The sequence below is a fragment of the Shewanella salipaludis genome (genome assembly GCF_012911865.1).
Lineage (GTDB): Bacteria > Pseudomonadota > Gammaproteobacteria > Enterobacterales > Shewanellaceae > Shewanella > Shewanella salipaludis.
In genome coordinates this window covers 50,332-76,355 of the sequence record NZ_JAAXYH010000002.1, presented here as the reverse complement: position 1 = coordinate 76,355, position 26,024 = coordinate 50,332, and the positions used below count along the sequence as shown (strand labels likewise).

The 26,024-nt window shown below is 53.3% G+C and carries 17 protein-coding genes and 9 tRNA genes; 18 read left to right on the top strand and 8 right to left on the bottom strand.

All coding sequences use genetic code 11. The features are described 5' to 3' along the window. Positions 1–37: 37 nt before the first annotated feature. Positions 38–1,057 (top strand): quinone-dependent dihydroorotate dehydrogenase, encoded by a 1,020-nt coding sequence (pyrD, locus tag HC757_RS03270; RefSeq protein ID WP_169562882.1) that lies wholly within the window; start codon positions 38–40, stop codon positions 1,055–1,057. A 166-nt stretch (positions 1,058–1,223) separates the two neighbouring features. Next, positions 1,224–1,757 carry a cell division protein ZapC gene (locus HC757_RS03265; RefSeq protein WP_169562881.1) on the top strand — a complete coding sequence of 178 codons (534 nt, stop codon included), beginning with the start codon at positions 1,224–1,226 and terminating at the stop codon, positions 1,755–1,757. Positions 1,758–2,719: 962 nt separating this feature from the next. Here the strand turns inward: HC757_RS03265 and HC757_RS03260 are convergent. The 4 genes from HC757_RS03260 to HC757_RS03245 form a co-directional block, all read right to left on the bottom strand. Continuing rightward, a tRNA-Met gene (locus HC757_RS03260) sits at positions 2,720–2,796 on the bottom strand. A 61-nt stretch (positions 2,797–2,857) separates the two neighbouring features. Beyond that, positions 2,858–2,934 (bottom strand) — tRNA-Met (locus HC757_RS03255). A gap of 217 nt (positions 2,935–3,151) precedes the next feature. Continuing rightward, positions 3,152–3,228 (bottom strand) — tRNA-Met (locus tag HC757_RS03250). A 34-nt stretch (positions 3,229–3,262) separates the two neighbouring features. Next, positions 3,263–3,339, bottom strand: a tRNA-Met gene (locus HC757_RS03245). Between the two features lie 246 nt (positions 3,340–3,585). On the opposite strand from HC757_RS03245, the gene rlmKL reads away from it, so the two are divergent. The 5 genes from rlmKL (at position 3,586) to rmf (ending at position 10,106) form a co-directional block, all read left to right on the top strand. Further along, the gene (gene rlmKL / locus HC757_RS03240; RefSeq protein ID WP_169562880.1) at positions 3,586–5,718 is read left to right on the top strand and encodes a bifunctional 23S rRNA (guanine(2069)-N(7))-methyltransferase RlmK/23S rRNA (guanine(2445)-N(2))-methyltransferase RlmL; all 2,133 of its coding nucleotides are present in this window, start codon (positions 3,586–3,588) and stop codon (positions 5,716–5,718) included. After that, positions 5,711–5,947, top strand: coding sequence for a glutaredoxin family protein (locus HC757_RS03235; RefSeq protein ID WP_169562879.1), 237 nt, complete (start codon positions 5,711–5,713; stop codon positions 5,945–5,947). Before rlmKL ends, HC757_RS03235 begins: the two co-directional genes overlap by 8 nt. Before the next feature lies 1 nt (position 5,948). Beyond that, positions 5,949–7,868 carry an ABC transporter ATP-binding protein gene (locus tag HC757_RS03230; protein WP_169562878.1) on the top strand — a complete coding sequence of 640 codons (1,920 nt, stop codon included), beginning with the start codon at positions 5,949–5,951 and terminating at the stop codon, positions 7,866–7,868. Positions 7,869–7,894: 26 nt separating this feature from the next. Next, entirely contained in the window at positions 7,895–9,754 is a 1,860-nt protein-coding gene (locus tag HC757_RS03225; protein WP_169562877.1) for a DUF3466 family protein, read from the top strand. A gap of 175 nt (positions 9,755–9,929) precedes the next feature. Continuing rightward, entirely contained in the window at positions 9,930–10,106 is a 177-nt protein-coding gene (gene rmf / locus HC757_RS03220) for a ribosome modulation factor (protein WP_169562876.1), read from the top strand. 81 nt (positions 10,107–10,187) lie between these two features. On the opposite strand, the gene fabA is transcribed toward rmf, so the two are convergent. Continuing rightward, the gene (gene fabA / locus HC757_RS03215) at positions 10,188–10,703 is read right to left on the bottom strand and encodes a bifunctional 3-hydroxydecanoyl-ACP dehydratase/trans-2-decenoyl-ACP isomerase (protein WP_169562875.1); all 516 of its coding nucleotides are present in this window, start codon (positions 10,701–10,703) and stop codon (positions 10,188–10,190) included. A 74-nt stretch (positions 10,704–10,777) separates the two neighbouring features. Next, a complete protein-coding gene (locus HC757_RS03210) occupies positions 10,778–12,511 on the bottom strand; it encodes a S16 family serine protease (RefSeq protein WP_169563321.1) in 1,734 nt (577 codons plus the stop codon). Positions 12,512–12,730: 219 nt separating this feature from the next. Between HC757_RS03210 and HC757_RS03205 the strand changes: the two genes are divergently transcribed. From HC757_RS03205 to rplY, 11 genes are all read left to right on the top strand, one after another. Next, positions 12,731–12,821: transfer RNA gene (locus tag HC757_RS03205), tRNA-Ser, on the top strand. Positions 12,822–13,138: 317 nt separating this feature from the next. Further along, a tRNA-Ser gene (locus tag HC757_RS03200) sits at positions 13,139–13,229 on the top strand. Positions 13,230–13,810: 581 nt separating this feature from the next. Continuing rightward, a complete protein-coding gene (gene uvrY / locus HC757_RS03195; RefSeq protein WP_169563320.1) occupies positions 13,811–14,455 on the top strand; it encodes a UvrY/SirA/GacA family response regulator transcription factor in 645 nt (214 codons plus the stop codon). A gap of 53 nt (positions 14,456–14,508) precedes the next feature. Beyond that, positions 14,509–16,341 carry an excinuclease ABC subunit UvrC gene (gene uvrC, locus HC757_RS03190; protein ID WP_169562874.1) on the top strand — a complete coding sequence of 611 codons (1,833 nt, stop codon included), beginning with the start codon at positions 14,509–14,511 and terminating at the stop codon, positions 16,339–16,341. A gap of 44 nt (positions 16,342–16,385) precedes the next feature. Further along, positions 16,386–16,934, top strand: coding sequence for a CDP-diacylglycerol--glycerol-3-phosphate 3-phosphatidyltransferase (gene pgsA / locus HC757_RS03185; protein WP_169562873.1), 549 nt, complete (start codon positions 16,386–16,388; stop codon positions 16,932–16,934). 185 nt (positions 16,935–17,119) lie between these two features. Further along, positions 17,120–17,195, top strand: a tRNA-Gly gene (locus tag HC757_RS03180). 28 nt (positions 17,196–17,223) lie between these two features. Next, positions 17,224–17,297, top strand: a tRNA-Cys gene (locus HC757_RS03175). A gap of 46 nt (positions 17,298–17,343) precedes the next feature. Continuing rightward, a tRNA-Leu gene (locus tag HC757_RS03170) sits at positions 17,344–17,430 on the top strand. A gap of 187 nt (positions 17,431–17,617) precedes the next feature. Further along, complete coding sequence (locus HC757_RS03165; RefSeq protein ID WP_169562872.1) at positions 17,618–19,015, top strand: L,D-transpeptidase family protein; 1,398 nt, start codon at positions 17,618–17,620, stop codon at positions 19,013–19,015. A 144-nt stretch (positions 19,016–19,159) separates the two neighbouring features. Beyond that, the gene (gene mepK / locus HC757_RS03160) at positions 19,160–19,708 is read left to right on the top strand and encodes a peptidoglycan L,D-endopeptidase MepK (RefSeq protein ID WP_169562871.1); all 549 of its coding nucleotides are present in this window, start codon (positions 19,160–19,162) and stop codon (positions 19,706–19,708) included. A gap of 141 nt (positions 19,709–19,849) precedes the next feature. Further along, positions 19,850–20,137 carry a 50S ribosomal protein L25 gene (gene rplY / locus HC757_RS03155; RefSeq protein ID WP_169562870.1) on the top strand — a complete coding sequence of 96 codons (288 nt, stop codon included), beginning with the start codon at positions 19,850–19,852 and terminating at the stop codon, positions 20,135–20,137. Between the two features lie 76 nt (positions 20,138–20,213). Here the strand turns inward: rplY and tamB are convergent, their stop codons facing one another. Together tamB and HC757_RS03145 are read right to left on the bottom strand one after the other, a co-directional pair. Continuing rightward, a complete protein-coding gene (gene tamB, locus HC757_RS03150) occupies positions 20,214–24,146 on the bottom strand; it encodes an autotransporter assembly complex protein TamB (protein ID WP_169562869.1) in 3,933 nt (1,310 codons plus the stop codon). Continuing rightward, on the bottom strand, positions 24,143–25,954 hold the full coding sequence (locus HC757_RS03145) for an autotransporter assembly complex protein TamA (RefSeq protein ID WP_169562868.1): 1,812 nt from the start codon (positions 25,952–25,954) through the stop codon (positions 24,143–24,145). The genes tamB and HC757_RS03145 overlap by 4 nt, the downstream gene beginning before the upstream one ends. Between the last annotated feature and the right edge of the window lie 70 nt (positions 25,955–26,024).

Here is a 26,024-nt window from a genome sequence, read left to right as displayed (position 1 = left end):
GCGATCGCCGGGGCTTTTTTTAGCTCAAGGAGAAAGCATGTTTTACAAAATCGCACAGAAAGTCATGTTCCAGATGGACCCTGAGCGAGCGCATAAGTTGGCCATTCGCAGTTTAAGTGCCACCTCCAACAGCCCGCTGGCCTGTTTATATCGTCAGCAGATTGCGCCAGCACCAGTGAATTTCATGGGACTGACATTTCCCAATCCCGTGGGTTTGGCTGCGGGCTTGGATAAGGACGGTGAGGCCATAGATGCCTTCCAGGCCATGGGATTCGGTCATGTCGAGGTTGGCACAGTGACACCCAGGCCGCAGCCGGGTAATGAGCTTCCCAGGCTATTCAGGCTCAAGCCCGCTCAGGCCATTATCAATCGGATGGGGTTTAATAATAAAGGGGTCGATAATCTGGTTAAAAACCTTATCGCCAAAAAATCTGGTATCTTGGTCGGCGTGAACATAGGCAAGAACAAAGATACCCCGGTCGAAACGGGAAAAGACGATTATTTGATCTGCATGGACAAAGTCTATCCCTATGCTTCTTACATCACAGTGAATATTTCGTCGCCCAATACACCGGGATTAAGATCGCTGCAGTATGGCGATCTGTTGGATGATCTTCTGAGTGCGATCAAAGTGAAGCAAGCCGAACTCGCGGCCAAGCATGGACGCTATGTGCCTGTTGCACTGAAAATCGCACCGGATCTGACCCCGGATGAGATTGACAATATCGCCGAGTCTTTGCTTAAGAATAAGTTTGACGGGGCGATTGCAACCAATACCACACTCACCAGAGATGGGGTCAGTGGTTTGGAAAATGCCAATGAAAGCGGTGGCTTAAGTGGTAAACCTCTGGCGGAGCTGTCCACCAAAGTGATCAGACAGCTGGCTAAGGCCTTACAGGGACAGATCCCCATCATGGGGGTTGGCGGGATTAATTCTGCCGCCGATGCACTGGCAAAATTCGATGCGGGTGCGTCCATGGTACAAATATATTCCGGGTTTATTTATCATGGTCCAGAGTTAATAAAAGAAATTGTTGCCGCATATAGGGCAAAATAAAGAAAAGGATCGCGAAAGCGATCCTTTTTTCTCATTCAGATCGCAAAACGATCCATATTAGATCTCATTAAGATCTTGTTTATTGGTTGGATATTTAAAAATACTTTTTGATATTGAGTAAAATATCTACTATTATCTGCATGAGTTCAGCTTGTAGGTAAAGGTTATGCTATTAATGCCACAGAAGGATTGGCAGTGGAGATATAACGATACGTATGGTGTATTAAGCGTTTCGTTAGGTATGGAAATGGAATTTCTTACTCCTTATAGAGCCAAGTCACTTATTCCGGATGCATTATTTCAGAGTGAGTTCAGTATCGAACATGCACGGTTCTATATCGAACTGCTCGATCGGCTGCCCAGAGTATTGTCTGTCACAGACGCCGCCATAGTGCAGACGGCATTGAATGCCACCGCAGCCCATTTTATGCTCAAACCCCAGATGCCTAAGTCCTGGTTCTTCGATGTCAGCGATGTCTGTGTCTACAGCGAAGCAGGCAAGTTGTTTGAACTCAAGTGTCGCGGGGAGAGGGCCTTGGTGTTGGTGGTGGAAAACAGTCTGCAGGCGACCCTGGTCATGTTGTTGTCGAAGGAATTGACCCTGAGCGATGCCAAGATCTTGAGTCAGTTTGAAACCATAAAGATAATGCATAACAGATTGCATCCATTGCGGGTGAAAAAACACATAGTCGCTGCTTGAGACCCATTTTACTTCGCTTCCTTTTATCTTTACCTCTATTCCTATCCTTATTCCTGTCTCTATCTTTTTAACCTGCGCCATATTTAGCCTGGTTTTTACCCGGAATCTTACCTCTGCTGTTGCACAGGAAATGATGCCCAGCCAGAGGAAGCGCGATAGCCATGCCCGGGAAAATTAACCCGGGTAAAATACCTATATTAACCCCAGGTTAAAGATAGAGGATCAGCAACCGAATTTTGCCTATGGTAGCCGCGGCGCCGATGGATATTCCTGCATAATAATGACTCAGAAAAGCTAAATTCAAATGGCTGCCGGCGCCTTATCTGAATTCAGGCTCTTCGCCTGTTTATCAGGAGCCTGTTGCATATCAGCTTGGCCGAATGGAGAAGGGGTCATCGAGAGTTGCTTTAACAGTGTTGGCGTGGTTTGTGTTAACGAATAATTGAAGAATAAGTATTGAAGTGGTTGCGGAAGCAGGATTTGCACCTACGAGCTTCGCCCTGGGTTATCACCCGAGGTTATCAAGAGCCGAGCCCGACGCGCCAATGCTGTTTTAGCTTGGTCGAACACAGAGAGGAGGGTTGTTTTAAAGAAAAATTGAAGAATAACTGAGGAATAATTGAAGAATAACTGAGGAATACATTTGAAGTGGTTGCGGGAGCAGGGTTTGAACCTACGAGCTTCGCCCGGGGTTATTGCCTGGGGTTATCAAGAGCCGAGCCCGACGCACCAATGCTGTTTTAGCCTGGTCGAACAGAGAGGGGAGTTGTTTTAAAGAAACATTGAAGAATAACTGAGGAATAAATTTGAAGTGGTTGCGGGAGCAGGATTTGAACCTACGAGCTTCGCCCGGGGTTATCAAGAGCTGAGCCCGACGCACCAATGCTGTTTTAGCCTGGTCGAACAGAGAGGGGAGTTGTTTTAAAGAAACATTGAAGAATAACTGAGGAATAAATTTGAAGTGGTTGCGGGAGCAGGATTTGAACCTACGACCTTCGGGTTATGAGCCCGACGAGCTACCATGCTGCTCCATCCCGCGTCCGATTTCATTTTTACATCTTGAGCTTAACACTGAATTTTTACTTTCCTCAGCAAGAAAGTGGTTGCGGGAGCAGGATTTGAACCTACGACCTTCGGGTTATGAGCCCGACGAGCTACCATGCTGCTCCATCCCGCGTCCGATTTTATGCTTTACTTCTTGAGCTTAACACTGATTTTTTGTCTTTCATCAGTAAGAAAGTTGATTGCGTAAGCCTGATTTGAACCTACGACCTTCGACTCTGGTCATGAAGAGCTGAGCCCGACGAGCTACCATGCTGCTCCATCCCGCGTCCGATTTTATGCTTTACATCTTGAGCTTAACACTGAATTATTCGCTTCCTTCAGTGAGGAATTGGTTGCGGGAGCAGGATTTGAACCTACGACCTTCGGGTTATGAGCCCGACGAGCTACCATGCTGCTCCATCCCGCGTCCGAATAATATCATTTGTACTCATGCCTTGAATTGGTTGCGGGAGCAGGATTTGAACCTACGACCTTCGGGTTATGAGCCCGACGAGCTACCATGCTGCTCCATCCCGCGTCCGTCTTCAAAGCGGGGCAGACTATAACGACAGCGTCTTGGCATTGCAAGGCGCAAGTGTAAAATAAGTGGTGAGTGCTCAAATAAGCGACTGGATGCGGGTATTTCGCACTGAAATCGGCAACCTGTGGCGTTATGGGGCGGGAACTGCGTGCGCCAAGGCCATAGGGGCCAATAACTGTTTATCTTTTATTAGTGGTAACAGGTATAATGGCGGTTTGATTTTGACGGCGTAGTTTACTATTCATGTTTAATTTTTTTGCTGCGGCCCCCAAGGGCTTCGAATATAGTCTGGCTAACGAGCTGGCGGAATTTGGCGCGACCGAGATAAAAGAGAGCGTTGCCGGGGTGTACTTTTCTGCGCCGTTAGAGCTGGCTTACCGCATTACTTTATGGACCCGCCTTGCCAGTCGCCTGGTGTTGGTCATCTATAAGGGCGCGTGTGAGTCGGCGGAACAGCTTTATAACGCGGCATATTGCGTTGATTGGCCTGCGCATTTCTCCAACCGCAACACCTTCAGCATAGACTTTCATGGCACCGGCGGTTTCATCAATAATACCCAGTTCGGCGCCCTGAAGATCAAAGATGCGGTCGTCGATCGTTTTCGTGACGATGGCGTGGAGCGGCCCAATGTGGCCCGTGTCGATGCCGACTTCAGGATCGATGCCCATTTTCGCAATGGCATAATCACCATAGCGCTGAATTTTTCCGGCCCTTCGTTGCACCAGCGTGGCTATCGCTCGACCACGGGTGAGGCACCGCTGAAAGAGAATCTCGCCGCTAACATGCTGGCCCGTAGCGGCTGGCAAGCGGCACCTACCACCTTGCTCGATCCTTTCTGTGGCAGTGGTACCGTGCTCATAGAGGCGGCGATGATGGCCGCCGATATCGCCCCCGGGATGCAAAGAAGCAGATTCGGCTTCGAACACTGGCGCTGCCATGATAGCAAGCTATGGCAGGCGGTAGTCGACGAAGCCAAGGCCAGAGCCTCTCTGGGCACCAAGCGCTGCGCCATTAAGTTCTATGGTTCGGATATAGATTCACGCCTGGTGGCCCTGGCCAAGCGCAACGCCGAAAACGCCGGTGTGCTGGATCTCATCGAATTCCAGGTGGCCAATGCCCTGACTGTCGAGCCCCCGGCGGCCGAAGGCTTTTTGATCACCAACCCGCCTTACGGTGAGCGTTTGGGCAGCGTATCTGAGCTGCTGCAACTCTATTATCAACTGGGCGATAAGCTGAAGAAGGAATTCGGTGGCTGGCGTGTCGCCGTCCTCTGCAGCGATGTCGAACTCATCTCTTCGCTTAAACTCAAGGCAGATAAGCAGATGAAGATGTTTAACGGTGCGCTCGAGTGCGCCTTTAACCTCTATACCCTGCATGCCACCAATACCCGGCGGGATGCGCCTTTGCCGGCCGAAGATGGTATGGATGTGGCCGATATCGCGCCTGCGTTCGCCAATAGGATCAAGAAGAATGCCAAGCAACTGGAGAAATGGGCCAAGAAAGAGGGCATAGACAGTTACCGCTTATATGATGCGGACATTCCCGAATACAATGTCGCGGTCGATAAGTACCTGGACTATGTGATAGTGCAGGAGTATTCCGCGCCGGCAAGCATTCCCGAGGCCGTGACCAAGCGACGTTTCAGCGATGTTCTCCTGGCCTTACCGGCGGCAATCGGCATCAACCCGAACAAGATCATCCTCAAGACCCGTGAACGTCAGAAAGGCGCCAACCAGTATCAGAAACTCGACGAGCGCAAGCTGGAGCGGATCACCACGGAATACGGCGCTAAGTTTAAGCTGAACCTGACGGGCTATCTGGATACCGGGCTGTTTCTGGATCATAGATTGACTCGCAAGCTGGTGGGTGAGAAGGCCAAGGGGCGCAAGGTGTTGAACCTGTTCTCCTATACTGGGTCGGCCTCGGTCCACGCCGGGCTCGGCGGCGCCAAGTCTGTGACCACTGTCGACATGTCCAATACCTATATCAACTGGGCCAAGGACAACTTTGCCCTCAATGGTTTGCAGGGCAAGCAGTATGAATTCGTCCAGGCCGATTGTCTGCAGTGGATCCGTGATTGTCAGCAATCCTATGATCTGATTTTCATCGACCCGCCGACCTTCTCCAATTCCAAGCGGATGGAAGATTCCTTCGATGTGCAACGCGATCATGTGGAGTTGCTGACCTCCTTGGTCAAATTGCTCAGTCCCCAGGGCGAGTTGATCTTCTCCAACAATAAACGCAAGTTCAAGATGGACGTGGAAGCGCTGGCTAAGTTGATGATCCAGGTGACGAATATCGACGCCATGACCCTGCCGTTGGATTACAAACGTAATCCGCATATCCACAACACTTGGTTGATCACCCATGTCTGAGTCGGCAACCTCGTATCTGTTGTTCCATACCCAGGGCTGTCATCTGTGTGAGTTGGCCCAAGCCCTGGTGCAGGATGCGGCTATCGCATTCAGTCGCCGAGATATCTGTGATGATGACACCTTGGCCGAGCGTTACGGCACACTGATCCCAGTGCTCATGGCCCCAGATGGGCGTGAGCTGAATTGGCCTTTCGATGCCAAGCAATTAAAAGAGTTTACAGGAGCTTAGTTTGAGTCTGGTTCGTATCAATAATGGCTCATTAGCCTATGGTTATACCCCACTGCTGCAAAATGCCGATTTTACCATCGAAGCCGGTGAACGTGTCTGTATTGTGGGGCGCAACGGCGCCGGAAAATCCAGCCTGTTGAAAGTCTTGTCTGGCGATGTGTTGCTCGATGACGGGGAATTCAACATCGCCGGCGATGTGACTGTCAGCCGCCTGCAGCAAGATCCGCCCAAGGCGGAGCAGGGCACTGTCTATGCTTATATCTCGGCCGGCCTGAAGGACGTGGGTGAGGCGCTGGAGCGTTATCATCAGCTGTCCCACGACGTGGCCCATGCCAATCCTGAGCAGATGGAACGTATGCTCAAGGAGATGGAACGCCTGCAGGAGACCTTGGATCACTTCAACGGTTGGCAACTGGATTCACGCATCAATCAAAATTGTGAGCTGCTGGGGCTGGATCCCGACAAGCCGCTGTCCGAATTGTCCGGTGGCTGGCAACGTAAGGTCGCCTTGGCCCGTGCCCTGGTGAGCGAGCCGGATCTGCTGTTGCTCGACGAACCGACCAACCACCTGGACATAGACACCATAGAATGGCTGGAGCAGTTCCTGCTGAGCTATCAGGGCGCCATCGTCTTCATCAGTCACGACAGGGGCTTCATCGCCCGGATGGCGACCCGCATTGTCGACTTGGATCGCGGCGTGGTCACGTCATGGCCGGGCAACTATCAGGCCTATCTCGACGGCAAGCAAGAATGGCTCAGGGTCGAGGCGGAGCAGAATGCGCAGTTCGACAAGCGCCTGGCGGAAGAAGAAGTGTGGATCCGCCAGGGCGTCAAGGCTCGCCGTACCCGCAACGAAGGCCGGGTGCGGGCGCTCAAAGCCCTGCGGGTCGAGCGGATGGAGCGCCTCAATCGTCAGGGCAATGCCAAGATGGCAGTGTCTGAGACCGAGCGTTCGGGTAAGCTGGTGTTCGACGTCAAAGAACTGAACTACAACTTGCCGGATAAGGACTTGGTGAAAAACTTCACTACTACTGTGGTCAGGGGCGATCGCATCGCCTTGATCGGACCCAACGGTTGCGGCAAGTCCACCCTGATTAAACTGCTGATCGAAAAGTTGCAGCCGCAATCGGGTGAGATCAAGGTGGGTACCAAGCTGGAAGTGGCTTATTTCGACCAGTACCGTGAGGCCTTGGATCCCGAAAAAACCGTCGAGGATAACGTCGGCGAGGGCAAGAAGACAGTCACCATCAATGGTAAAGACAGGCATATCCTGAGCTATTTGCAGGACTTCCTGTTTTCCCCCATGCGTGCCAGGACGCCGGTTAAGGCCTTGTCCGGCGGTGAAAAAAATCGTCTGTTGTTGGCCCGTCTGCTCCTGAGGCCTGCGAACCTCATCATACTCGACGAACCTACCAACGATCTCGACATCGAGACCCTGGAATTGTTAGAGTCGCTGTTGACCGAATACGATGGCACCCTGCTGCTGGTGAGCCATGACAGGGCCTTCATCGACAATACCGTCACCAGCAGCTGGTGGTTTGCCGGCAATGGCCGCTGGAGCGAATATATCGGCGGCTACCAGGATGCCGTGTCTCAGGGCGCTAAATTTTATTCCGAGGAACCTCAGTCGCAAAAGGCGGTCCAACCTCCAGTTGTCGCCGAAGTGGTCAAGACTCCTGCGCCGGCGCCTAAGGTCGCCAAGAAGCTGTCTTACAAGTTACAGCAAGAATTGGACGCCTTACCCGGGTTAATGGAAGCCTTGGAGCAAGAAATAGCACAGCTGCAGCTGAGGATAGGTGAGCCGGATTTCTACAGTCAGGACAGCGCCCTGGTGAATGAACGCCTCAATGAGCTGGCAGAGAAAGAACAATGTTTAGAGGTTTACTTTGAGCGATGGGAAGAGCTTGAGTCACTGAAGTAACCATAATAATAATGGGAAATAAATTAATGAAGTTAACGTTTGATAAGACCCTTTCCTTGGTGGCCGTGGGCGTCATGAGTGTGTTGCATACGGCCCAGGCGGCTTCCGTGTACGAAATCGTCAACCTGGAAGACTTTGATCTGAAAGGGACACTCGCAGGCACCCGCACGGGTTATGCGACTGCCGTTAACGATCAGGAGCAGCTGGTCGGTGTGTCTAAGGGCAAGAAGAAGCTCAATAGCGCCGATGTTGAAGGTGGGGTCATAGATGTAGAAGATGGCATCGCCCCCGAAGAGAAGATCGTCTATTCGATCAACCTGCCGATAGTGGCCAACAACTTCACTTTCACCGCCGAGGAGAACAGCAGCCCATCCCCCTGGACGCCAACCTTCGACAGCATCAATGGCACTACCGCCCCGGAACTGACAGATGCAAACGATGCCAGTACGGTCAATTCGGTCGATGCCGTCTATTACGGCATCAATGATGCGGGGGTCAAGGTCGGCAGCATGACGGCCCAACAACGGACAGTTGCGTATACGGGGACGACGGAAGGACAGGAATTCTGGTACTTGCGCGATTATGAGACCCATGGGGTGGTAAAGGATGGGGATAGCGAAATCGAGCTGTTGCCGCCTTATACGACTTATGTCAAAGATGCTCAGACAGTTGAACTCGGCGGCTGGTCGACGGCCAGTGCCATCAACAACAACGGCTTGGTGACGGGTTATGCCAGCACGGCGATCAGCCAGTTTGGCGGTGAGCGGGTCGATTACTGCCTGGGTACGAGCAATACGCTCCCCGTGGATGTCTGCGTGCAACAAGAGCAATATTCAACGCTGAATAGCCGTGGCCAGACAGTGTCACCCAACATTCAATACCAGATACGCGGTTATGTCTGGCAAGTCGAAGCCGGCACTGCGAGCGGGACTGAATTGCCATTGGGCCTGACGCCGGCGGCAGATTCCAGCCTCATATATACGGCTCAGGGGTTAGGCGTGAACAGTGCCGGCGTGGTTGCCGGTCGCTCACACGTGTACCGTAACGACGATACCAATAAGTTGCGTATGGACGCCGCCTATTGGGCTAAAGATGCCAACGGCAAATACCAATACCATTGGGTACCCATGGCCGATGAAGTCAGCAACTCTATTGCCTATGACATCAACGACAGCGGTGTTCTGGTGGGTAGCTATAAGAAGTACATCGACGGTTACCTGAGGGATAAGTTTTTCTATTTCGATACCACTACGCCGGATACTGAGATAGTGACGCCGAATGATTTCTTCAGCATCTTGTCTGATCGCAGCAGTAGGGCCAAGGATATCAACAACAAGGGCCAGGTGGTCGGCTTCATCGAGACCACGGGTGATAAAGATAAACCTAGACCCAAGGCCGGTTTCCTCTATGACAAGACCAGCGATGAGTTCAACAATATCAATGATTTGTTGACTTGTGAGTCGAAAGGCTATGTCAAGGGAGCAGATAGCAGCTGGAGCCGCAACAAGGTTGAGGTGCAGGACGGCACGGGCAAGACCCTGTCCTATGACAGCGATATCCTCGTCGTCGAGGGCAGCAGCATCAATGAAAATGGCACCATAGTAGGGACGGCATTCATCCGTAAGCCCCAGTACCAATTCGATGCCGATGGGAATTTGATCATCGGGGATAATGGCCTGCCTCTGTTTGAACTGAATGGTAACGGCGAACCTGTTACCGCCTACCTGCCGCGTATGGTGGTATTGCAGCCGGCGGCATCGGCCGCAGCCTGTGATCTGGCCGATGACAGCAAGGATGGTGGTAATTTCGAGCGCTCGGGAGCGGCGGGCATTGCCTGGTTGTTATTGCTGCCTTTTGTCTGGTTACGGCGCAAAATGTTTAGCTAAGATCTTCTCTTGAAAAAATCGAGGCCAATGCCTCGATTTTTTTTCATCAAGATCTCAATAGTTTAATAATTAACCATTATAATAGGCGATTTTTTGATTGATCTCGGTCGCGAAAAGTTTTATTTCTATCAGTGAAGCCGTAGCTTCTATTACTGTAGAAACAGAGGACGCTTGCATGAAAAGACAAAAACGAGATCGTTTAGACAGAGCATTTTCAAAGGGATTTCAAGCAGGAGTGGGGGGGCGTTCCAAGGAGCTTTGTCCCTATGCGAGTCTTGATTCGCGGTCACAGTGGTTGGGCGGTTGGCGCGAAGGCGTCGATGGCAGAATCAATGGTATGTTCAGTAAGTAATTTTTCTAAGTAACTGTCAGTAAGTAATACAGCCTATGCCCTCCAACGAGAGGGCATTTTTTTAGGCGAGAAATTGACGGTCTAGAAAGTCGAGGTATCGGTAAAGATCCCGACCTTCAGATCGGTCGCAGAATAGATTTCACGGCCATCGACTTCCATCACAGCATCGGCAATGCCCATTACCAGCTTACGGTGGATCTTACGCTTGATGTTTAGTTTATAGGTGACTTTCTTGGCATCAGGCAGCACCTGGCCCGTGAACTTGACTTCACCCACGCCCAGTGCCCGGCCTTTCCCTTCGGCGCCTTCCCATCCCAGGAAGAAGCCGACCAGCTGCCACATGGCATCCAATCCCAGACAACCCGGCATGACGGGATCGCCGCGGAAATGGCAATCGAAGAACCACAGGCTGGGGTCTATGTCGAGTTCAGCGACAATTTCTCCCTTACCGAACTCACCGCCATCGCCATTAATGGTCACAATTCTGTCGATCATCAGCATATTGTCTATTGGCAGACGTGGCGAGTTGCTACCGAACAGTGAGCCCTGGCCACAGGCGATAAGTTCTTCTTTGGTGAAACTGTTTGCTCTATTCATTAGGTTACTACTCCAGCAATAAGAGCCGCCAAGATTAGCGAACAGGTGTACGCTAAACAACTCCGATCAGCTATTTAACCACCGAAAAATTTCAATTTTGTTAACAGACGACTGAATAGGCCTGGTTCTTCATCCAAATGACCGGCCAGCTTGTCCAATCTCGCTTGCACCAGACCGTAGAGGGTCTCATGGTGGAAATCATTGTCTTCATCCGGAACCCCGGCCGGCATATTCATCAAGAGTTCCACCGCTTGGTCCATATGAGTGATGGCATGAATATGAAACAGGCCATTTTCCACGGCACTAATGATGTTAGGGTCGAGATTGAGCTGTAGCACATTGGCCTTGGGAATGATGACCCCTTGTTCACCGGTCAAACCGCGGCGCTGGCATAGGCTGAAAAAGCCTTCAATCTTCTCATTCACGCCGCCTATGGCCTGAACGTTCCCGAATTGATCCAGCGCGCCGGTAATACCGAAAGACTGGGCTATCGGCTGTTCGGCAATCGCGGACATCAGGCAGCAATATTCGGCCAAGGAGGCGCTGTCGCCGTCGATTTCCTGATAAGACTGCTCGAACACTATGTTGGCATTGAGATGCAGCGGCGCATCGCGGCCGAAGATGCGATAGAGGCAAGCGGATAGGATCATCATGCCTTTGGTATGAATGTTACCGCCAAGCTCGGACTTGCGTTCTATGTCGGCCACTTCCCCGTCGCCATAATGCACTGAGACTGTGATGCGCGCCGGCTCGCCATAGCTGTAGTCGACCGAATCTATCACTGTCAGGCCATTGACTTGGCCTATGATGGCGCCCTGAGTCGGCAGGTTGATAAAATTATCGTCAAAACTCTGGGCGGAAAACACTTCCGAGCTGTTGTGACGGAAATGCATTTGCTTCAATGCATGACTTATGGCGGCGGCGTCCAGTTGCGCTTTGCCGGAATAGGCTTTGGCTTGTGCCAACAGCCTTAGCATGTCGGCGGATGACAGGCTGAGTCTGTGTTGGTGTTCGGTTAACCTGGCACTGTGGCGCAACAGCGGCAAGAGACTCGATTGACTTAGCCTGGCGTCGATGCTGCCGGCCAGTGTTTGCAGCCATTGGCAGTATTGGGTTTCCTTATGTTGAGTCAGATCTATCTCACCGGCCATTTCACCCAAGAGGGGAAAATGTCGCTGAAACAACCTGTCCTCTGCCAGCGCCTGGCTGTACAGCTGGCCAGGCCCAACCAGGACCAGCTTGCAGTTCAGCGGAATGGGTGCCAGCTCGCCGCCTATCTTGTACTGGCCCTCCTCGAGCACCTGCAACAGCAGTTCCCAGAGCGGCTCGCGTTTCCATAATGACTCGGCACAAATAAACAAATAATGGCACTTGGCCAATGCCCCAGCTTGATACTGGCTGGCCTTGTCGGTGCGAGTGATACGCCCAAGCAAGTCGGCGCGGCGAATATGACCACTCAGGTACAGGTAGGGCAGGCGTTGCTCGGCTATGATGCCTTGCTTCTCATTAGGGGTATCGGTTTGCCAAATAAACTTGACCCCCTGGTCATCGGCCTTGGCGGCAACCAAATATTGGGCGGGCAGGACTCCCTGCTGCTTGACCAGTGCGGCTATCGTCATCTGGCGTTCGATGCCGGGAAAATCTGCGATATAAAGTTGTTGGCCATTGACCTGAGTCAGCAAGGAAAAAGCATCCACTATGCGCTCTTGGCCAAGCAGCAAGGAGCTCAATCCCGGGTTTGGTTGGGACAGGGGAGGTAAATGGAACTGAGGTGCGAGTGACGATGTCGGGATCTGAATCGAAGTCATGGCTGCAAATATCATGAGAAGTTAACCAGATTTTATCATACCAGTCCGCATGTCGCTCACAGTATTGTAGTTTTTGCATTTGCAAGCCACTATCCCCCCGGTTTAAGGGGAATGGTTGGCTGAAAAGAGCACATTTTGCACATAAGCTGAGCATTTGGTTCAAGTTTGGCAATTTAAGGTTTACAAGTTAACGCCTTACTTATAGTATTTGCGGCGTTCGGAGGGGTGGCAGAGTGGTTGAATGCACCGGTCTTGAAAACCGGCATGGGTTTATAGCCCATCCAGGGTTCAAATCCCTGCTCCTCCGCCATATTCAACGAGAAAGGCCGTCAGCAATGACGGCCTTTTTTGTATATTGAACTTTAGGGTTTATAGCACCCTCATGCAGGGTTCTAATCTTTGCTCCTCCGCCTTTTTTGTATGCTGAACTTTAAGGTCAGCATGGGTTTATCGCACCCTTATGCAGGGTTCAAACCCCTGCTCCTCCGCCATATTCAATTTTGATGCCATAGTCACTTTTGATTCCATAGAGAAATACTCGAGTTGATCGCTAAGTAAGCAAACGGGTGGGATTTAATAATTTAGGGTTTACAGTCACGCCATAGCTAGTTATTATCTCGCTCGTTCGGAGGGGTGGCAGAGTGGTTGAATGCACCGGTCTTGAAAACCGGCATGGGTTTATAGCCCATCCAGGGTTCAAATCCCTGCTCCTCCGCCATATTCAACGAGAAAGGCCGTCAGCAATGACGGCCTTTTTTGTATATTGAACTTTAGGGTTTATAGCACCCTTATGCAGGGTTCTAATCTTTGCACCTCCGCCATATTTAAGATGAAGGGTCACTAGAGATAGTGGCCCTTTCTCGTATGCTGGATCTTAAAGTGGACCTTAAAGTAGGCATGGGTTTATAGCACTCTCATGCAGGGTTCAAACCCTTGCTCGTCCGCCATATTCAACGAGAAAGGCTAGCAGTGATGCTAGCCTTTTTTGTATGCAGGATTTCAAGGCAAGCCTTAAAGCAGGCGTGGCGTCATGCATTATGCCGAGTCTGGGGAGCGATATGGGAGCGCCGCCAAGTGACTTTTTTCGACAAAAATGACTCGAAATAAGTGGGTTGTTTGTTGCATTTTTAGTCTTTCACCCTATACCGTACTGCAGTCTGACGTTCTCTTTTAATATCATTGAGTTAACTTGATCCAATTTATGCTTTGCTAATGCCATCAGATGGGCTAAATTAGCCTAACAAATAAATTTGCTGCTGGATTGCCAATTTATAACAAGCGGGATAGGGTGGGTTGAAGTTGATTTCTGTATATTTGGTCGATGATCATGAGTTGGTTCGCACCGGGATCCGGCGTATTCTCGAAGATGAACGCGGTATTAAAGTGGTCGGCGAAGCGCCCGATGGTGAAACTGCGGTGCAGTGGGCACGCCAGAATGAAGCCGATGTCATCCTGATGGACATGAATATGCCGGGCATAGGGGGTCTGGAGGCGACACGCAAGATATTGCGCTATCAGCCCCATGCCAGGATCATCGTCTTGACCATACACTCAGAAGATCCATTCCCGACTAAGGTCATGCAGGCCGGCGCCTCAGGGTATTTGACCAAGGGGGCGACACCACCGGAAGTCCTGCAGGCCATACGCCAAGTCGCCCATGGACAGAGATACTTATCCCCGGAAATTGCGCAACAGATGGCGCTGAGTCAGTTTAACTCGGGGGAGGACAATCCCCTGAAGAGCCTGTCAGAGCGCGAATTGCAGATCATGATGATGATCACCAATGGCGAAAAAGTGAATGATATTTCCGAGCAGCTCAACCTGAGCCCCAAGACTGTCAACAGTTATCGCTATCGTCTATTCGCCAAATTAGGTATAAATGGAGATGTTGAGCTGACACGTTTAGCCATTCGTTACAAGATGCTCGACACGGGCCAATTCTAACGCCCGTGAGCGCATCGAGCCGTCCGGGTATGAGCCCATGAGTAGTCACTAGTATGTCGAGCGGATTCAATTCAAAAGCCTTCCTTAACACTGTGTCTTCGTCGGCAGGTGTCTATCGTATGTACGACAGCGCCGGTGACGTTATTTATGTGGGCAAGGCAAAAGATCTCAAGAAACGTCTGAGTTCCTATTTTCGCAGCAACCTACCCAACATCAAGACCCAGGCGTTGGTGTCCCACATCGCCAACATAGATGTGACCCTGACCCACAGCGAAACAGATGCCTTATTGCTTGAAAACGATTACATCAAGCAATACATGCCCAAATATAACGTATTGCTCAGGGACGATAAGTCCTACCCTTATATTTTCCTCAGTGATCACCGCCACCCCAGGTTGGCCTATCATCGCGGGCCGCAACGTGAGAAGGGCCATTACTTCGGACCCTATCCCAACGGCGGCGCCGTGCGCGAGAGCCTGCACCTGTTGCAGAAATTATTCCCCATACGTCAGTGCGATGACCTCTATTATAAGTCGCGCTCCCGCCCCTGCCTCCAGTATCAGCTGGGCAGGTGCAGTGCACCTTGTGTCGGCAAGGTCAGCGATGGCGACTATGCCGAGCAGGTGAAACTGGCGAGTCTCTTCCTCAAGGGGAAAGATAACCTGGTGATTGCCGAGCTGGTGGCCAAGATGGATGAGGCGGCGACGAGCCAGCATTATGAGTTGGCGGCCAGCTACAGGGATCAGATCACCGCCCTGAGGCGGGTGGCCGAACAGCAGGAAGTGACCAATAGCCGCGGCGATTTGGATGTTATCGGCGTGCATTACGCCTCGGGGATCGCCTGTTTTCATTTGCTGTTCATTCGCGAAGGCAAGATCTTTGGCAGTCGCAGCTATTATCCCAAGGTACCGGCCCAGACAGAGTTGGACGAGGTGCTGCGCTCCTTCATGCTGCAGTTTTATCTCAATGCCGACATTCAGCGCACCATACCCAAGGAAATCGTCCTGAGTCATGGTTTCGACGACATGGAGGCGTTGCAGCAAGCGATCAGCCAGGCCCTGGATAAGAAAGTGGAACTCAAGACCAAGGTGCGTTCCGAGCGTGCCAGTTTTCTGCGGCTGGCCTTGACCAATGCCAGCAATGCGGTGGCGACCAAGTTATCCCATAAGAACACGGTCGAGCAGCGCTTCTTGTTGTTGGAAGAAACCTTGGAACTCAGCACGCCTATCCGGCGCATGGAATGTTTCGATATCAGTCATACCATGGGTGAGAGCACAGTCGCCTCCTGTGTGGTATTCAATCGTGAGGGGCCGCATAAGGCGGACTATCGTCGTTTCAACATCGAAGGCATCACCCCGGGCGACGATTACGCTGCCATGCGGCAAGCCATCGGCCGCCGTTTCGACAAGCTCGACAGCAACGGCAAGATCCCCGATCTGCTGTTCATCGACGGTGGTTTGGGGCAACTCAACATAGCTCAGGAAGTGGTGGACGAAAAATTTGTCGCCCAGGACAAGGCACCTCTGTTGATCGGTGTCGCCAAGGGGGAAGGGCGTAAACCCGGCCTGGAAACCCTGATTTTGGGAGAGAGCCGACAGACCTTTTCCCTGGCCGCCGATTCGCCGGCATTGCACCTTATCCAGCATATCCGCGACGAGTCCCATCGATTCGCCATTACGGGTCACAGGAATAGGAGACAGAAGACCCGCAACACGTCAACCTTGGAGTCAATCCCTGGGATCGGCCCCAAACGGCGCAAAGCACTGTTGCAACATTTGGGTGGATTACAAGAAGTTAAGGGCGCCAGTGTCGCCGAGTTGGTGAAAGTGCCCGGGATCAGCATAGAAATGGCGCAAACAATCCATGATGCATTGCGAGGGGGGTAAATTTAAGGCAAGATTGGCGCTGCTTATGACTAATTGGTTTTATCATGCCGTTTAATTTACCTATTGCATTAACGCTCTTCAGGCTATTTTTACTGCCGATTTTTGTGGTGTTGTTTTACATGCCTTATTCCTGGGCGCCGTTTGCGGCGGCTTTTATCTTCTGGATAGCGGCACTGACAGATGCGCTCGACGGTTATGCGGCCCGTAAACTCAAACAGCTCACCCGCTTTGGTGCCTTCCTGGATCCCGTGGCCGATAAATTGATGGTGATCACCGCATTGGTGTTACTGGTGCATCAATACGCCAGTGTCTGGTTGACCATTCCCGCCTTATTCATGATTGGCCGTGAGATAGTGATTTCGGCGCTGCGGGAATGGATGGCGGAAATAGGCAAACGCGGCGCCGTGGCCGTATCTTGGATAGGCAAATACAAGACGGCGGCACAAATGGTCGCCATCATAGGCCTCATCTGGCAATACAACGACCTCATGGTATATGCCGCCTACGCCCTGCTGTATGTGGCGACGGTACTGACGTTCTGGTCCATGATGAACTACATTTTGGCCGCTTGGAAAGACCTCATCGCCGAATGAGGCAATAAACAGCGCAATAAAAGTTCAATGAGATTATTTAGTGCGCAGGCAGTGATTTATCTGCGGAACTGTGATTGACAGTGGGGGTTAAATAGGTAGAATGCCCTCCCGTAGACAAGCCTGGCGAAGCAATCAAGCTGCTTTCTCCTTGATTGACTGCTGAACCAAGGCTGTAAAAGATGATTGCGACATTAGCTCAGTTGGTAGAGCGATACCTTGCCAAGGTATAGGTCATCGGTTCGAACCCGATATGTCGCTCCAATCTTAGTTTACTTGAGTTCCAATATATGGCGCGATGGCAGAATGGCTATGCTGCGGATTGCAAATCCGTCGATCTCGGTTCGACTCCGGGTCGCGCCTCCATATTAAATCTCAGTGACACGATTCCCGTCGTTGAGATACAGAGTTTGCCCGAGTGGTGGAATCGGTAGACACAAGGGATTTAAAATCCCTCGCTGGTAACAGCGTGCCAGTTCAAGTCTGGCCTCGGGTACCATCAGATTTAAGCCCCAATCCAGCATTGGGGCTTTTTTGTTGCCGTCATTCGCGAAAATTCAATTCCTCTTCAGGCTGATCCCTGATGCCGCTAGCGGCCATTCGACTCGCAGCTTATCTCAGTCATTCCCCCATCTGGCAGTGAATTCTTTTGCCATAATAGATCCGAGTATCATGGAGAACTGAATGTGAAACACTGGGCTTATGCATTGTGCTTATTCTTGTTCCTGATGGGGACTTGCGCCGCGCAAGGGGCAGGGGACGCGGCCAGGCTGATCCTGAAACACCAGCTGCAAGTGTTGCAGCTCGCCGAAACAGATGCCAAATTTGCCCATCACTTTCGCTTGCTTGAGCAGGGGACTGAGGCCCAGTATCTTGAATATGTAGATAAAATACAAATGGATATCGCCGGCTATTGGCATGAGCGTGGTGTCAAACTGGCCTTCGATACGCTTTCGCCCCAGGCAGGCGCAGACATACGGGCCCTGGCGCTGGAACCCCCGGCGGCGGATTACCTCTGGGTGAGTAACAGCATTCGCCAGCTGTTATGGCTCGAGGAGCATTATACCTGGGCGCCTATCGAACTGAGCGGCTGGCTGAAACCCGGCGACAGTCATCGCCTGCTGGCGCCCATAGCCCATCGACTCTGGTTGCTCGGTGACTTGGATACCGAGCCCCATGAGCAGACCTATTACGACGCCGCCTTGGCCTTGGGGGTGAGGCATTTTCAGTCCCGGCATGGATTAACCCCGGATGCCGTGATAGGGCCTCAGACCTTGGGCTGGTTGAACAAGACCCCAATACAGAGGGCCGAGTTGCTGGCAAGGAACTTTGTCGAGAAGACCCAATATCTGGCAGGTCTGGGCGAGCGTTACCTCCTGATCAACATCCCGGCATTTGAACTTATCCTGGTAGATCGACGGCAGGTGGCGTTGAGATCCAAGGTGATAGTGGGTAAGCCGAGACAGCCGACACCACAGCTGCAGAGTGAGATCTCCAATATCATACTCAATCCCAGTTGGCGGGTGCCGCACAGTATCTTGGCGAAGGAGCTACTGCCCCAGATCCGCCGGGATGGCGATTATCTATCCCAGCGACGTTTCGACGTCTTCGATTATCAGGGTAACAAGATAATCAAGTCACCCGAGGAGTGGCGTCAACAGGCAGCAAGCAAATTTCCCTATTACCTGGTGCAGAGGCCCGGCGCCAAGAATGCCCTGGGACGCTACAAGTTCCACTTCAACAACAGCTTCGGCGTTTACCTGCACGACACCCCGGATAAGCGGCTATTCGAACGGGCAGACAGGGCCCTGTCCCATGGTTGTATTCGCATCGAAAAGGTAGAGGAGCTGGCCGATTGGTTTGCCGAGCACCTGATTAAGGACACCCGCACCTGGCATAGAATGCGGCAGGGCTCCAGAAAGACTCAGTGGTTTTCCTTGAATCAGCCGCTGCCGATATACTTCGTCTATTGGACCGCTTGGGTCGATGAGGCACACTTGTCTCAGTACCGGGAGGACATTTATCGGCTCAAGGAGGCGGGTTCGTCGTCCAGGGTGGCGGCGAATACCCAGGCAATTAATTGAGCCGGGTTAAATTATTGAACAGCAATGACATAGGGACGAAACCCAGCAAACATGGCACTTTCACCCTGCAGAAAACTTGATCTCGGCGTTTATTCAGTATAATTTGCTTGTCTATTGTGTGAAAAATGATCAAAAGGTGAGCTAGTGTCTGTGATTTGTCCTGCCCGTAGGCAGTTGTTGTTGGGCCTGGGTGGTGCGGCAATGTTCTCTGTGATCCCTTCTAAAGCCATGGCCAGCAGGTCAACCCAAGGGAGTCGGGCCCTGAGCCTGTACAATCGTCATACGGGTGAGCATGGTGGCGGTGCATATTGGATTGATGGTCATTATCAGAGTGATGTCATGTCTGATTTCAGTCATTTACTGCGTGATCATAGGCAAAATTTGGCCGTGCCCATGGATAAGCGCTTATACGATATTTTGTACAGTTTACGGGAAACCTTGGACACCCGGGATGACATACATGTGATTTCCGGCTATCGCTCGCCTGTGACCAACGCCATGTTGGCGGCCAAGAGCGGCGGTGTTGCCAAGCAGAGCTACCATATGCGTGGCATGGCGATGGACATAGCGATCCCCAGCGTTAAGCTCAAGAACCTGAGAGACGCGGCACTGTCGCTGAAACTCGGTGGGGTAGGTTACTACCCGGACTCGGGTTTCGTGCATGTAGATTGCGGTCCGGTGCGCCACTGGTAAGGCGCGGTGCTCGGAACTCTGGCCAGAGATCCGGCCTTGCTCTCCCCCCGGCTGTCATGGTAGAATCCGCGCGCTTTATATGAGCCGTCATTGGTCGAAAATGGCGGCATACTTTCTATTTAAGAATTAAGTGAGAAATCCATGTCTTACACTATCCAAGCACAAACCCGTACTGAAGTAGGGAAAGGTTCGAGCCGCCGCCTACGTCATGCAGGTAAAGTACCAGCTGTTATCTACGGCGCAGGTAAAGAGCCAGTTTCAATTGTTTTTGATCACAAAGACATCATCAACATCCAGGCTAACGAAGATTTCTATACTTCTACTCTGACTATCGTTTTAGATGGCAAAGAAGTGAGTGTTCGTGCTCAAGCTATGCAACGTCACGTATTCAAGCCTTTGGTTGAACACGTAGATTTCACATTCGCTTAATGTGATTTCGACAAAAAAAGCGCCTTTTGAGGCGCTTTTTTGTTGCCCGTTTCTGGCCATTTAGGTCGAAAGCGGTCTAGAGATCGAAGCTGTAGTAGATATCCAATGATTGCCCCAGGGTGCCGGAGACAGTCTCCAGGTAGAGCTGGGATAACAGATAGTACCTGACCGTCATTTCATAGCCTGGGTTAAATACCCCTATCCCATACTTGACCATCAAGTCCTCCCCTATGAAGCCACTGATGGCGACCCGTCCCTCATCGTTGGTGTCCAGTTGCACGTTGGAGAAGCCGAACTTTTCAATCAAGCCGGTTGCCGTGCTGCCTATGCCACTGATGGCTCCCCCATCCAGTTGTGAGCTCAGGCTCAATGCCGCGCTGATCATCAAGGCATTATTCTGCTCGCTTGTGCTGCTGGAAAGCCCCTTGCCCTTGAGGATGTAGGACAAGATCTCCCCCTGCTCCTTGGCCGGATTGGAGAACAAAGTCACCAGGGGGCGCTGCGGCGTGCCTGTGATCCTCACCCCGGCCGTGATGTCTTCGGTTCGGATCTCCCTTATGGCTTCTATATTGAGATTCGGCACCTGAGTCGGGCCGACAAACTGCACCTCACCCTTGGTGATCTTCAAGGTTTGTCCCATGAAACGATAGCTGCCGTTGACGACCCTGATATCCCCATACAAGAGAGGAGGGCGAAAGGCCTGCTGTTGCAGCTTGAGCGAGCCCCGCAGCTTGCCCTTGAGGCCCATACCGTCGATGAGCAGTGCTTTCCCTACCTCTATGTTGAGGTTGGCGGCTATCCCATAGGGACTCAATTGCCGTTGCTCGGCAGCGATTGAGTCCTCGAAGATCACATCATCCGAGACGGCAACCCCGCCTTTGACCAGCGGAACTATCTTGATATTGCCCGAAGGCACGGAGATCTTCCCGCTTATGTCCAGCAGCCGGCGATCGAAGCGGACTGTGATATCGGGTGACACATCCAAAATGGCCAAGGGAGGTTGGATCAGCGCCAGCTCCTGGCCCTGGATTGCCAGCTCTCCGCTGAATTGCCCCTGTGGCCATTGCAGTTGACCGCTGAGCCGGCCCTTGCCATCGCCCATCTGCCAGTGGCCCGACAGGTGCCCCTGTTGGCCGGCCAGCCGCATATCCATGTCGATGTTTTCCAGCAGGGTTGGATTCGAGGCCAGGGAGAGTGTGCCTTGTTTCAGGCCTATCTCGCCGGCGACTCTGGGCGTCATCAAGTCTCCGGCGAAGGTTAACTTACTGGAAAGCAGGCCCTCAAGCCGGTCCAGTTGGGGGAAGAATTCCCCAAAGGGCGCCAAGTTGATCTCCTGTATGTTGGCAAAGCCGCTCAGGCGCCGATCCGGGGTGACAGAGACAGCGATTTCCGTGTCCAGACTGGCAATGTCCTCGGATTGGAATTGTATCTGGTTGACCAGCTGCCGCTCATCCAGGCGGCTGAGCAGGGACAGTTGCTGGTAGTTCATCTTGAGTCGGCGCTGCTTGTCCTGCTGCAGGGTCAGGCTGCCCGGGGCAAACGCCAGGGCCAGATACGCCTCGGGCTTATGTTTGGGGGCCCAGCTAAGCTCGGCCTCCAGGTGTGCCGGCCCGTCCCAGTCAATGTTCGCCGGCAGCAGCGGCGCCAGTATTTTCCCCGGATTGCCCTGGCCCTCGAGTTTGACCTTGCCTTGGTTGCCAATTTGGTTGGCGTCTGTCAGGCATAGTCGACCTTCCGCATGTTGCAGGCAGAAGGCGCTTAGCTTGCCCTGGGCCCTGGCCTGATCCCAAGCGATATCGACCCGCTCATCCAATTGCCAGCGCCCCAGGCGTGTTCCCAGTGACAAGTCGGCGACCGAAATGGCCCACAGCGAATGCTCGGCATCGAACTGGCTGGCGATATTGCTGGCCAGGGCGAGTTCCCCCTGAGTCTCCAGGGTCAAGGTTTGCGCCCGAGCATCCCCTTTGGCGACTATGCTGCCGCCCGTGAGGCTATGGCTATTCCAGGCCAGGTCCCGGGTCTTGAGTTCGATATCGAACCCATGGTTATCCAAGGGGGAATACCGGCCGCTCAACTTGGCCGCCTGCAAGCTGGCGCCGGCATATTCTGCCGCGCCTATGTCGGCCGCTATCTGTAATTGTGGATGCGGTTCGCTGCCACTGACGTCCAGTTGCGCCCGCAGCCGGCCCTTGGCCGTGGGCAACCAGAGGCTGAAGTCGGGCACATTCAGCTGGCCATGGAGATCCCATTGCTGTCCTGCCGTGCCATGCATATCCAGGCTGGCACCGAGCGCCTCGGCGTGCAGTGCTTGAGCACTGAGATGCCACAGGTTATCGAGCCGGACATCACCGCCGAGTGTGAAAGGAAAACGCCGCAACGAGCCCTGTAATTGTGTCTGGGACAAGGCAACTTGCCAGCGCCCATCCTGCCAGTAACCCTGGCTGTCAAGGCGGCCGGATATGCTGCTCTCGGGCAGCGTCTTGCCGTCTGGGAGCAGGAGTTGTTCCAGTTGCAGATCTTGGGTCATGAGCCGGGTTTGCCAGCGCAAACCGTCACTGTAGTCCAGTTCCCCCTGGAGCGACAGCATGCCTGGGCTGCCCTTGGCATCGAAGCGCTCCAGGGTGAGTTTTTCGCCGCCATGGCTGAACTCGGTGGCAATGGCCAGCTCGCCATGGAAGGGCGTACTGAGTCTGGCCGTCAGGCTCGAGTGCTGTTTCCTGAGGCTCCCCTGGCTTTGGAGCGTCAGCTCGCTCAGGGTGTAAAGCGGCGCCTGCAACGGCCAGCGGGCCATGCCCTGGGCCAGTGACATCTGATAGGGTAAGTCCGGAGATTGCAGATTGATCTTGCCCCTTAGGCTGAAGCCGGCATCGCCCTGTGCGCTGGCGCTCAGGTGTAAATCGCGCAAGTCATTATTCAGGGTCAACTGCAATGCCTGCCCCGTGAGTTGCGGCAGTTCGGCCAGCTTGTTCAATTCCAATGCCGCTTTAAGGCGCAGGGGATAGGCGCCTTTCAGGGCCAGTTCGCCGCTGAGCTGCACAGTGCCGTCATCATGGCTGGCATTGAGGTCATTGATGACCAGATCATACCCAAGGTAGCTGGCCGACAGGGCTATGTGGCCGAAGTGGTCGACCCTGGTACCCAGTTGCAGCCGACTGTCTGTCAGTGTCAGCGCCTTCACATACAGGGGAAAGGGCATGCCGACGGCCGGCAACTGGGCCAACGGCCAGGCATAGACTGTGCTGGTATCTATGGCAGCAGGAATAGATGCAGGAATACCAGCCGTGGCGGCCGTTGGGGCCTGGCCAGGAACGCCAGCCTGGCCCTGAATGGGGTCCGCCGCCGGGATGACGACCTCCAGCCCCTGGGTGTCCAGCGAGGTGACGATCAAGCCCTCCGCTCGCCAGGTGGCGCCGGTGTTGAGGCTGGCGGCGCTGAAGCTGTTGCCGTCCACTGTGACCCGCACTCGGTGCAGCTCGGCTTGGGTCAGGCTGATGGCCAGCGGCAGCGTCAGTGCTGCCGGGCCGTCGTCTCGGTCGGCCGCATCGGTTCTTGCTCCGACTTCGGCATTGGCTTCAAGATTGGTTTCGAGATTGGTTTCAAGAGTAGTTTCGAGAGTGGCTTCGGCCGCAAGCGCCTGGGTGTCGATCGCCACTTTGACCTCTGTGGCGCTCAAGTCGTTGACACAGACTTGCCTATGCAGCAGACAAGCCGGAGTCCAGGCGAAGTCGACATCCGTTAGCCTGACGTCTATTCCCGTCCCCGACCAACCGGCGTGTGCCAGGCTCAGGTGCTTGTTCAGCGTGCCTGAGCTATAGCTCAATGTCAGACCCGGCACCAGGGAGTTCGCCAGAGAAACAGACACCCGGGCGCCCAGTGGGGTGCCAAGCAAGAGGGCCGCCAGTATGACTAAGGTCAAGGGCACATAGACAAGCACGCGCGTCAGCCATTTGAAATAATGCCAGCCAAGGCGCAGCCTGGCCCTGAGTAACGTCGGCGTGGCAGGGGTCATAGATCTGTCCCCATGGTCAGATGGATACGCCAGGATCTGTCCACTGTGTCGGTTTCTTTCAGGCCGACCCCCAAGTCGAGCCGAATGGGGCCTATGGGCGAAATCCAGTGAATCCCGCCGCCGACGGACACCACGGGCTCGAACTGACGGTTATCGAAGGCATTACCCGCATCTATGAAGCTGCCCAGGCGCCAGTGCTGGGTCAGATAATATTGATACTCCAGGCTGGCCACCATTAGATAGCGGCCCCCCACGACTTCACGGGACAGGCCGCCCTGGCTGTTGATATAGTCTCGGTAGGGGCCGAGTTCCTGATAACTGTAGCCACGTATGCTCTGATCGCCACCGGCAAAATAGCGCAGCGAGGGCGAGATATAGGCCAGTTGATGCTCCTCGGCCAAGTTAGCCCCCAGATCCAGCCGGGAAACGATTCTATGCCTGTCGAAGAAGGTGTCTATCCACTTGAATCTGGCCTGTAACCTGGCCAGGCGGGTTTGGGAACCCAGTTCGGGATCGCCATACTCGAAACTGTAAATCTGCCGGAAACCCGACTTGGGATCCAGGGAATTATCGCTGCGCAGCGTTTGCGACAGGCGGACGCCGGCCAGATAGAACACGGGATCGTAATCCACATCTGCCTGGGTATAGAACTCCCTGTTAGCCTCGAGGGAATAGCCGAACAGCCAATTGTCGGCTAACCTGCGCTGCCGTAGCAGCCCCAACAAATATTTGCTCGACTCCAGGCGCCCTATGTCATTGAAGGTCCGTCCGGCGGCATCATAATCCTGGGTCACACCGTATTGATCCCGCAGCAATCCCAGGCGTATCTTCAGCTGATCGTCCAGCGGATGGCTCAGGGGCAAGGTATAAGTGGTTAAGAATTTGGGCTTGTCAGGCTTCCATTCGAGGCTGGTTTCCTGGGAGTGGCCATAGCGGTTGAGCTGAGGTGTGCGCCAGGTCACTCTGACCCTGGGCTCTATCACGTTGTCGGCACTCTTGCCTATGTCGGCGCCTAAGCCCAGTTCTATGGCGTGATCCGCTCTCGGGGTGAGCTCGACCCGCACCGGCACTTGCCCCTGGGCCAGCTTGTCTATCTGGGGCAGCACCTTGATATTGGCGAAGTAGCCGGTATCCAGCAACTTGCCATTGAGCGCATTCAGACGCTTGTTGGAATAGGCCGCATGGGGCTCGAAGGGAATGAGGCGTTCGAGGAAGCCTGGCTCGAGTGTGTGGCCCTCGAAACCGATCTCCCCCAGGTGATAACGCTGGCCCGAGTCATAATGCAGGCTGATCTGGGCCAGATCCAGGTCGCGATTGACCTTGATCTCTGACCGGGTCAATTTGCCGTCAAAATAGCCACGGGAAAAGGCCAACCCCAGCAGTTGCGATTTCATGTCCGTGTACTGGCCGTGATCCAGTATGTCGCCCGGCTCGAGGGGGATGAGATCCAGCCAGGTATCGAAGGCATCATCGTCCAGTATCTCTCCGGCAAATTGGATATCGACCCATTGCAGCCGGGTCGGTTCCCCCGGGGTGATCTTGAGTGTCAGCGGCCAGGGGCCTGAGTCGGTTTCCACTACCTCCTTCTCCAGACGCCCATGGTAATAGCCCAGAGATTCGAGCGCGGCGCTGACATTGGACTCGACGTTGAACAGATAGGCCCGCCGCTGGACGGCGGAATCCGGCAGCGGCCCAAGATGGGCCAGGACATTTTGCGCCAGTTTGCCCTCGACGCCCTCTATGTTGAGGGTGAGCCAGGCGGCATCCGCGTGGGCATAACGGCAGCTCAGCACCCAGCTGACGAGCATAAAACGCAGGCATGTACCGAACGACGCGATTCGCAAGAATTGAAGCACTTAATCTGGTGAGTTCTGTCGT

What these genes read in the sequence shown, in the direction of transcription:
- pyrD (WP_169562882.1), top strand. Translation starts at nt 38, where the DNA reads ATGTTTTACAAAATCGCACAGAAAGTCATGTTCCAGATGGACCCTGAG.
- HC757_RS03265 (WP_169562881.1), top strand. Translation starts at nt 1,224, where the DNA reads ATGCTATTAATGCCACAGAAGGATTGGCAGTGGAGATATAACGATACG.
- rlmKL (WP_169562880.1), top strand. Translation starts at nt 3,586, where the DNA reads ATGTTTAATTTTTTTGCTGCGGCCCCCAAGGGCTTCGAATATAGTCTG.
- HC757_RS03235 (WP_169562879.1), top strand. Translation starts at nt 5,711, where the DNA reads ATGTCTGAGTCGGCAACCTCGTATCTGTTGTTCCATACCCAGGGCTGT.
- HC757_RS03225 (WP_169562877.1), top strand. Translation starts at nt 7,895, where the DNA reads ATGAAGTTAACGTTTGATAAGACCCTTTCCTTGGTGGCCGTGGGCGTC.
- rmf (WP_169562876.1), top strand. Translation starts at nt 9,930, where the DNA reads ATGAAAAGACAAAAACGAGATCGTTTAGACAGAGCATTTTCAAAGGGA.
- fabA (WP_169562875.1), bottom strand. Translation starts at nt 10,703, where the DNA reads ATGAATAGAGCAAACAGTTTCACCAAAGAAGAACTTATCGCCTGTGGC.
- HC757_RS03210 (WP_169563321.1), bottom strand. Translation starts at nt 12,511, where the DNA reads ATGACTTCGATTCAGATCCCGACATCGTCACTCGCACCTCAGTTCCAT.
- uvrC (WP_169562874.1), top strand. Translation starts at nt 14,509, where the DNA reads ATGTCGAGCGGATTCAATTCAAAAGCCTTCCTTAACACTGTGTCTTCG.
- pgsA (WP_169562873.1), top strand. Translation starts at nt 16,386, where the DNA reads ATGCCGTTTAATTTACCTATTGCATTAACGCTCTTCAGGCTATTTTTA.
- rplY (WP_169562870.1), top strand. Translation starts at nt 19,850, where the DNA reads ATGTCTTACACTATCCAAGCACAAACCCGTACTGAAGTAGGGAAAGGT.
- tamB (WP_169562869.1), bottom strand. Translation starts at nt 24,146, where the DNA reads ATGACCCCTGCCACGCCGACGTTACTCAGGGCCAGGCTGCGCCTTGGC.
- HC757_RS03145 (WP_169562868.1), bottom strand. Translation starts at nt 25,954, where the DNA reads ATGCTCGTCAGCTGGGTGCTGAGCTGCCGTTATGCCCACGCGGATGCC.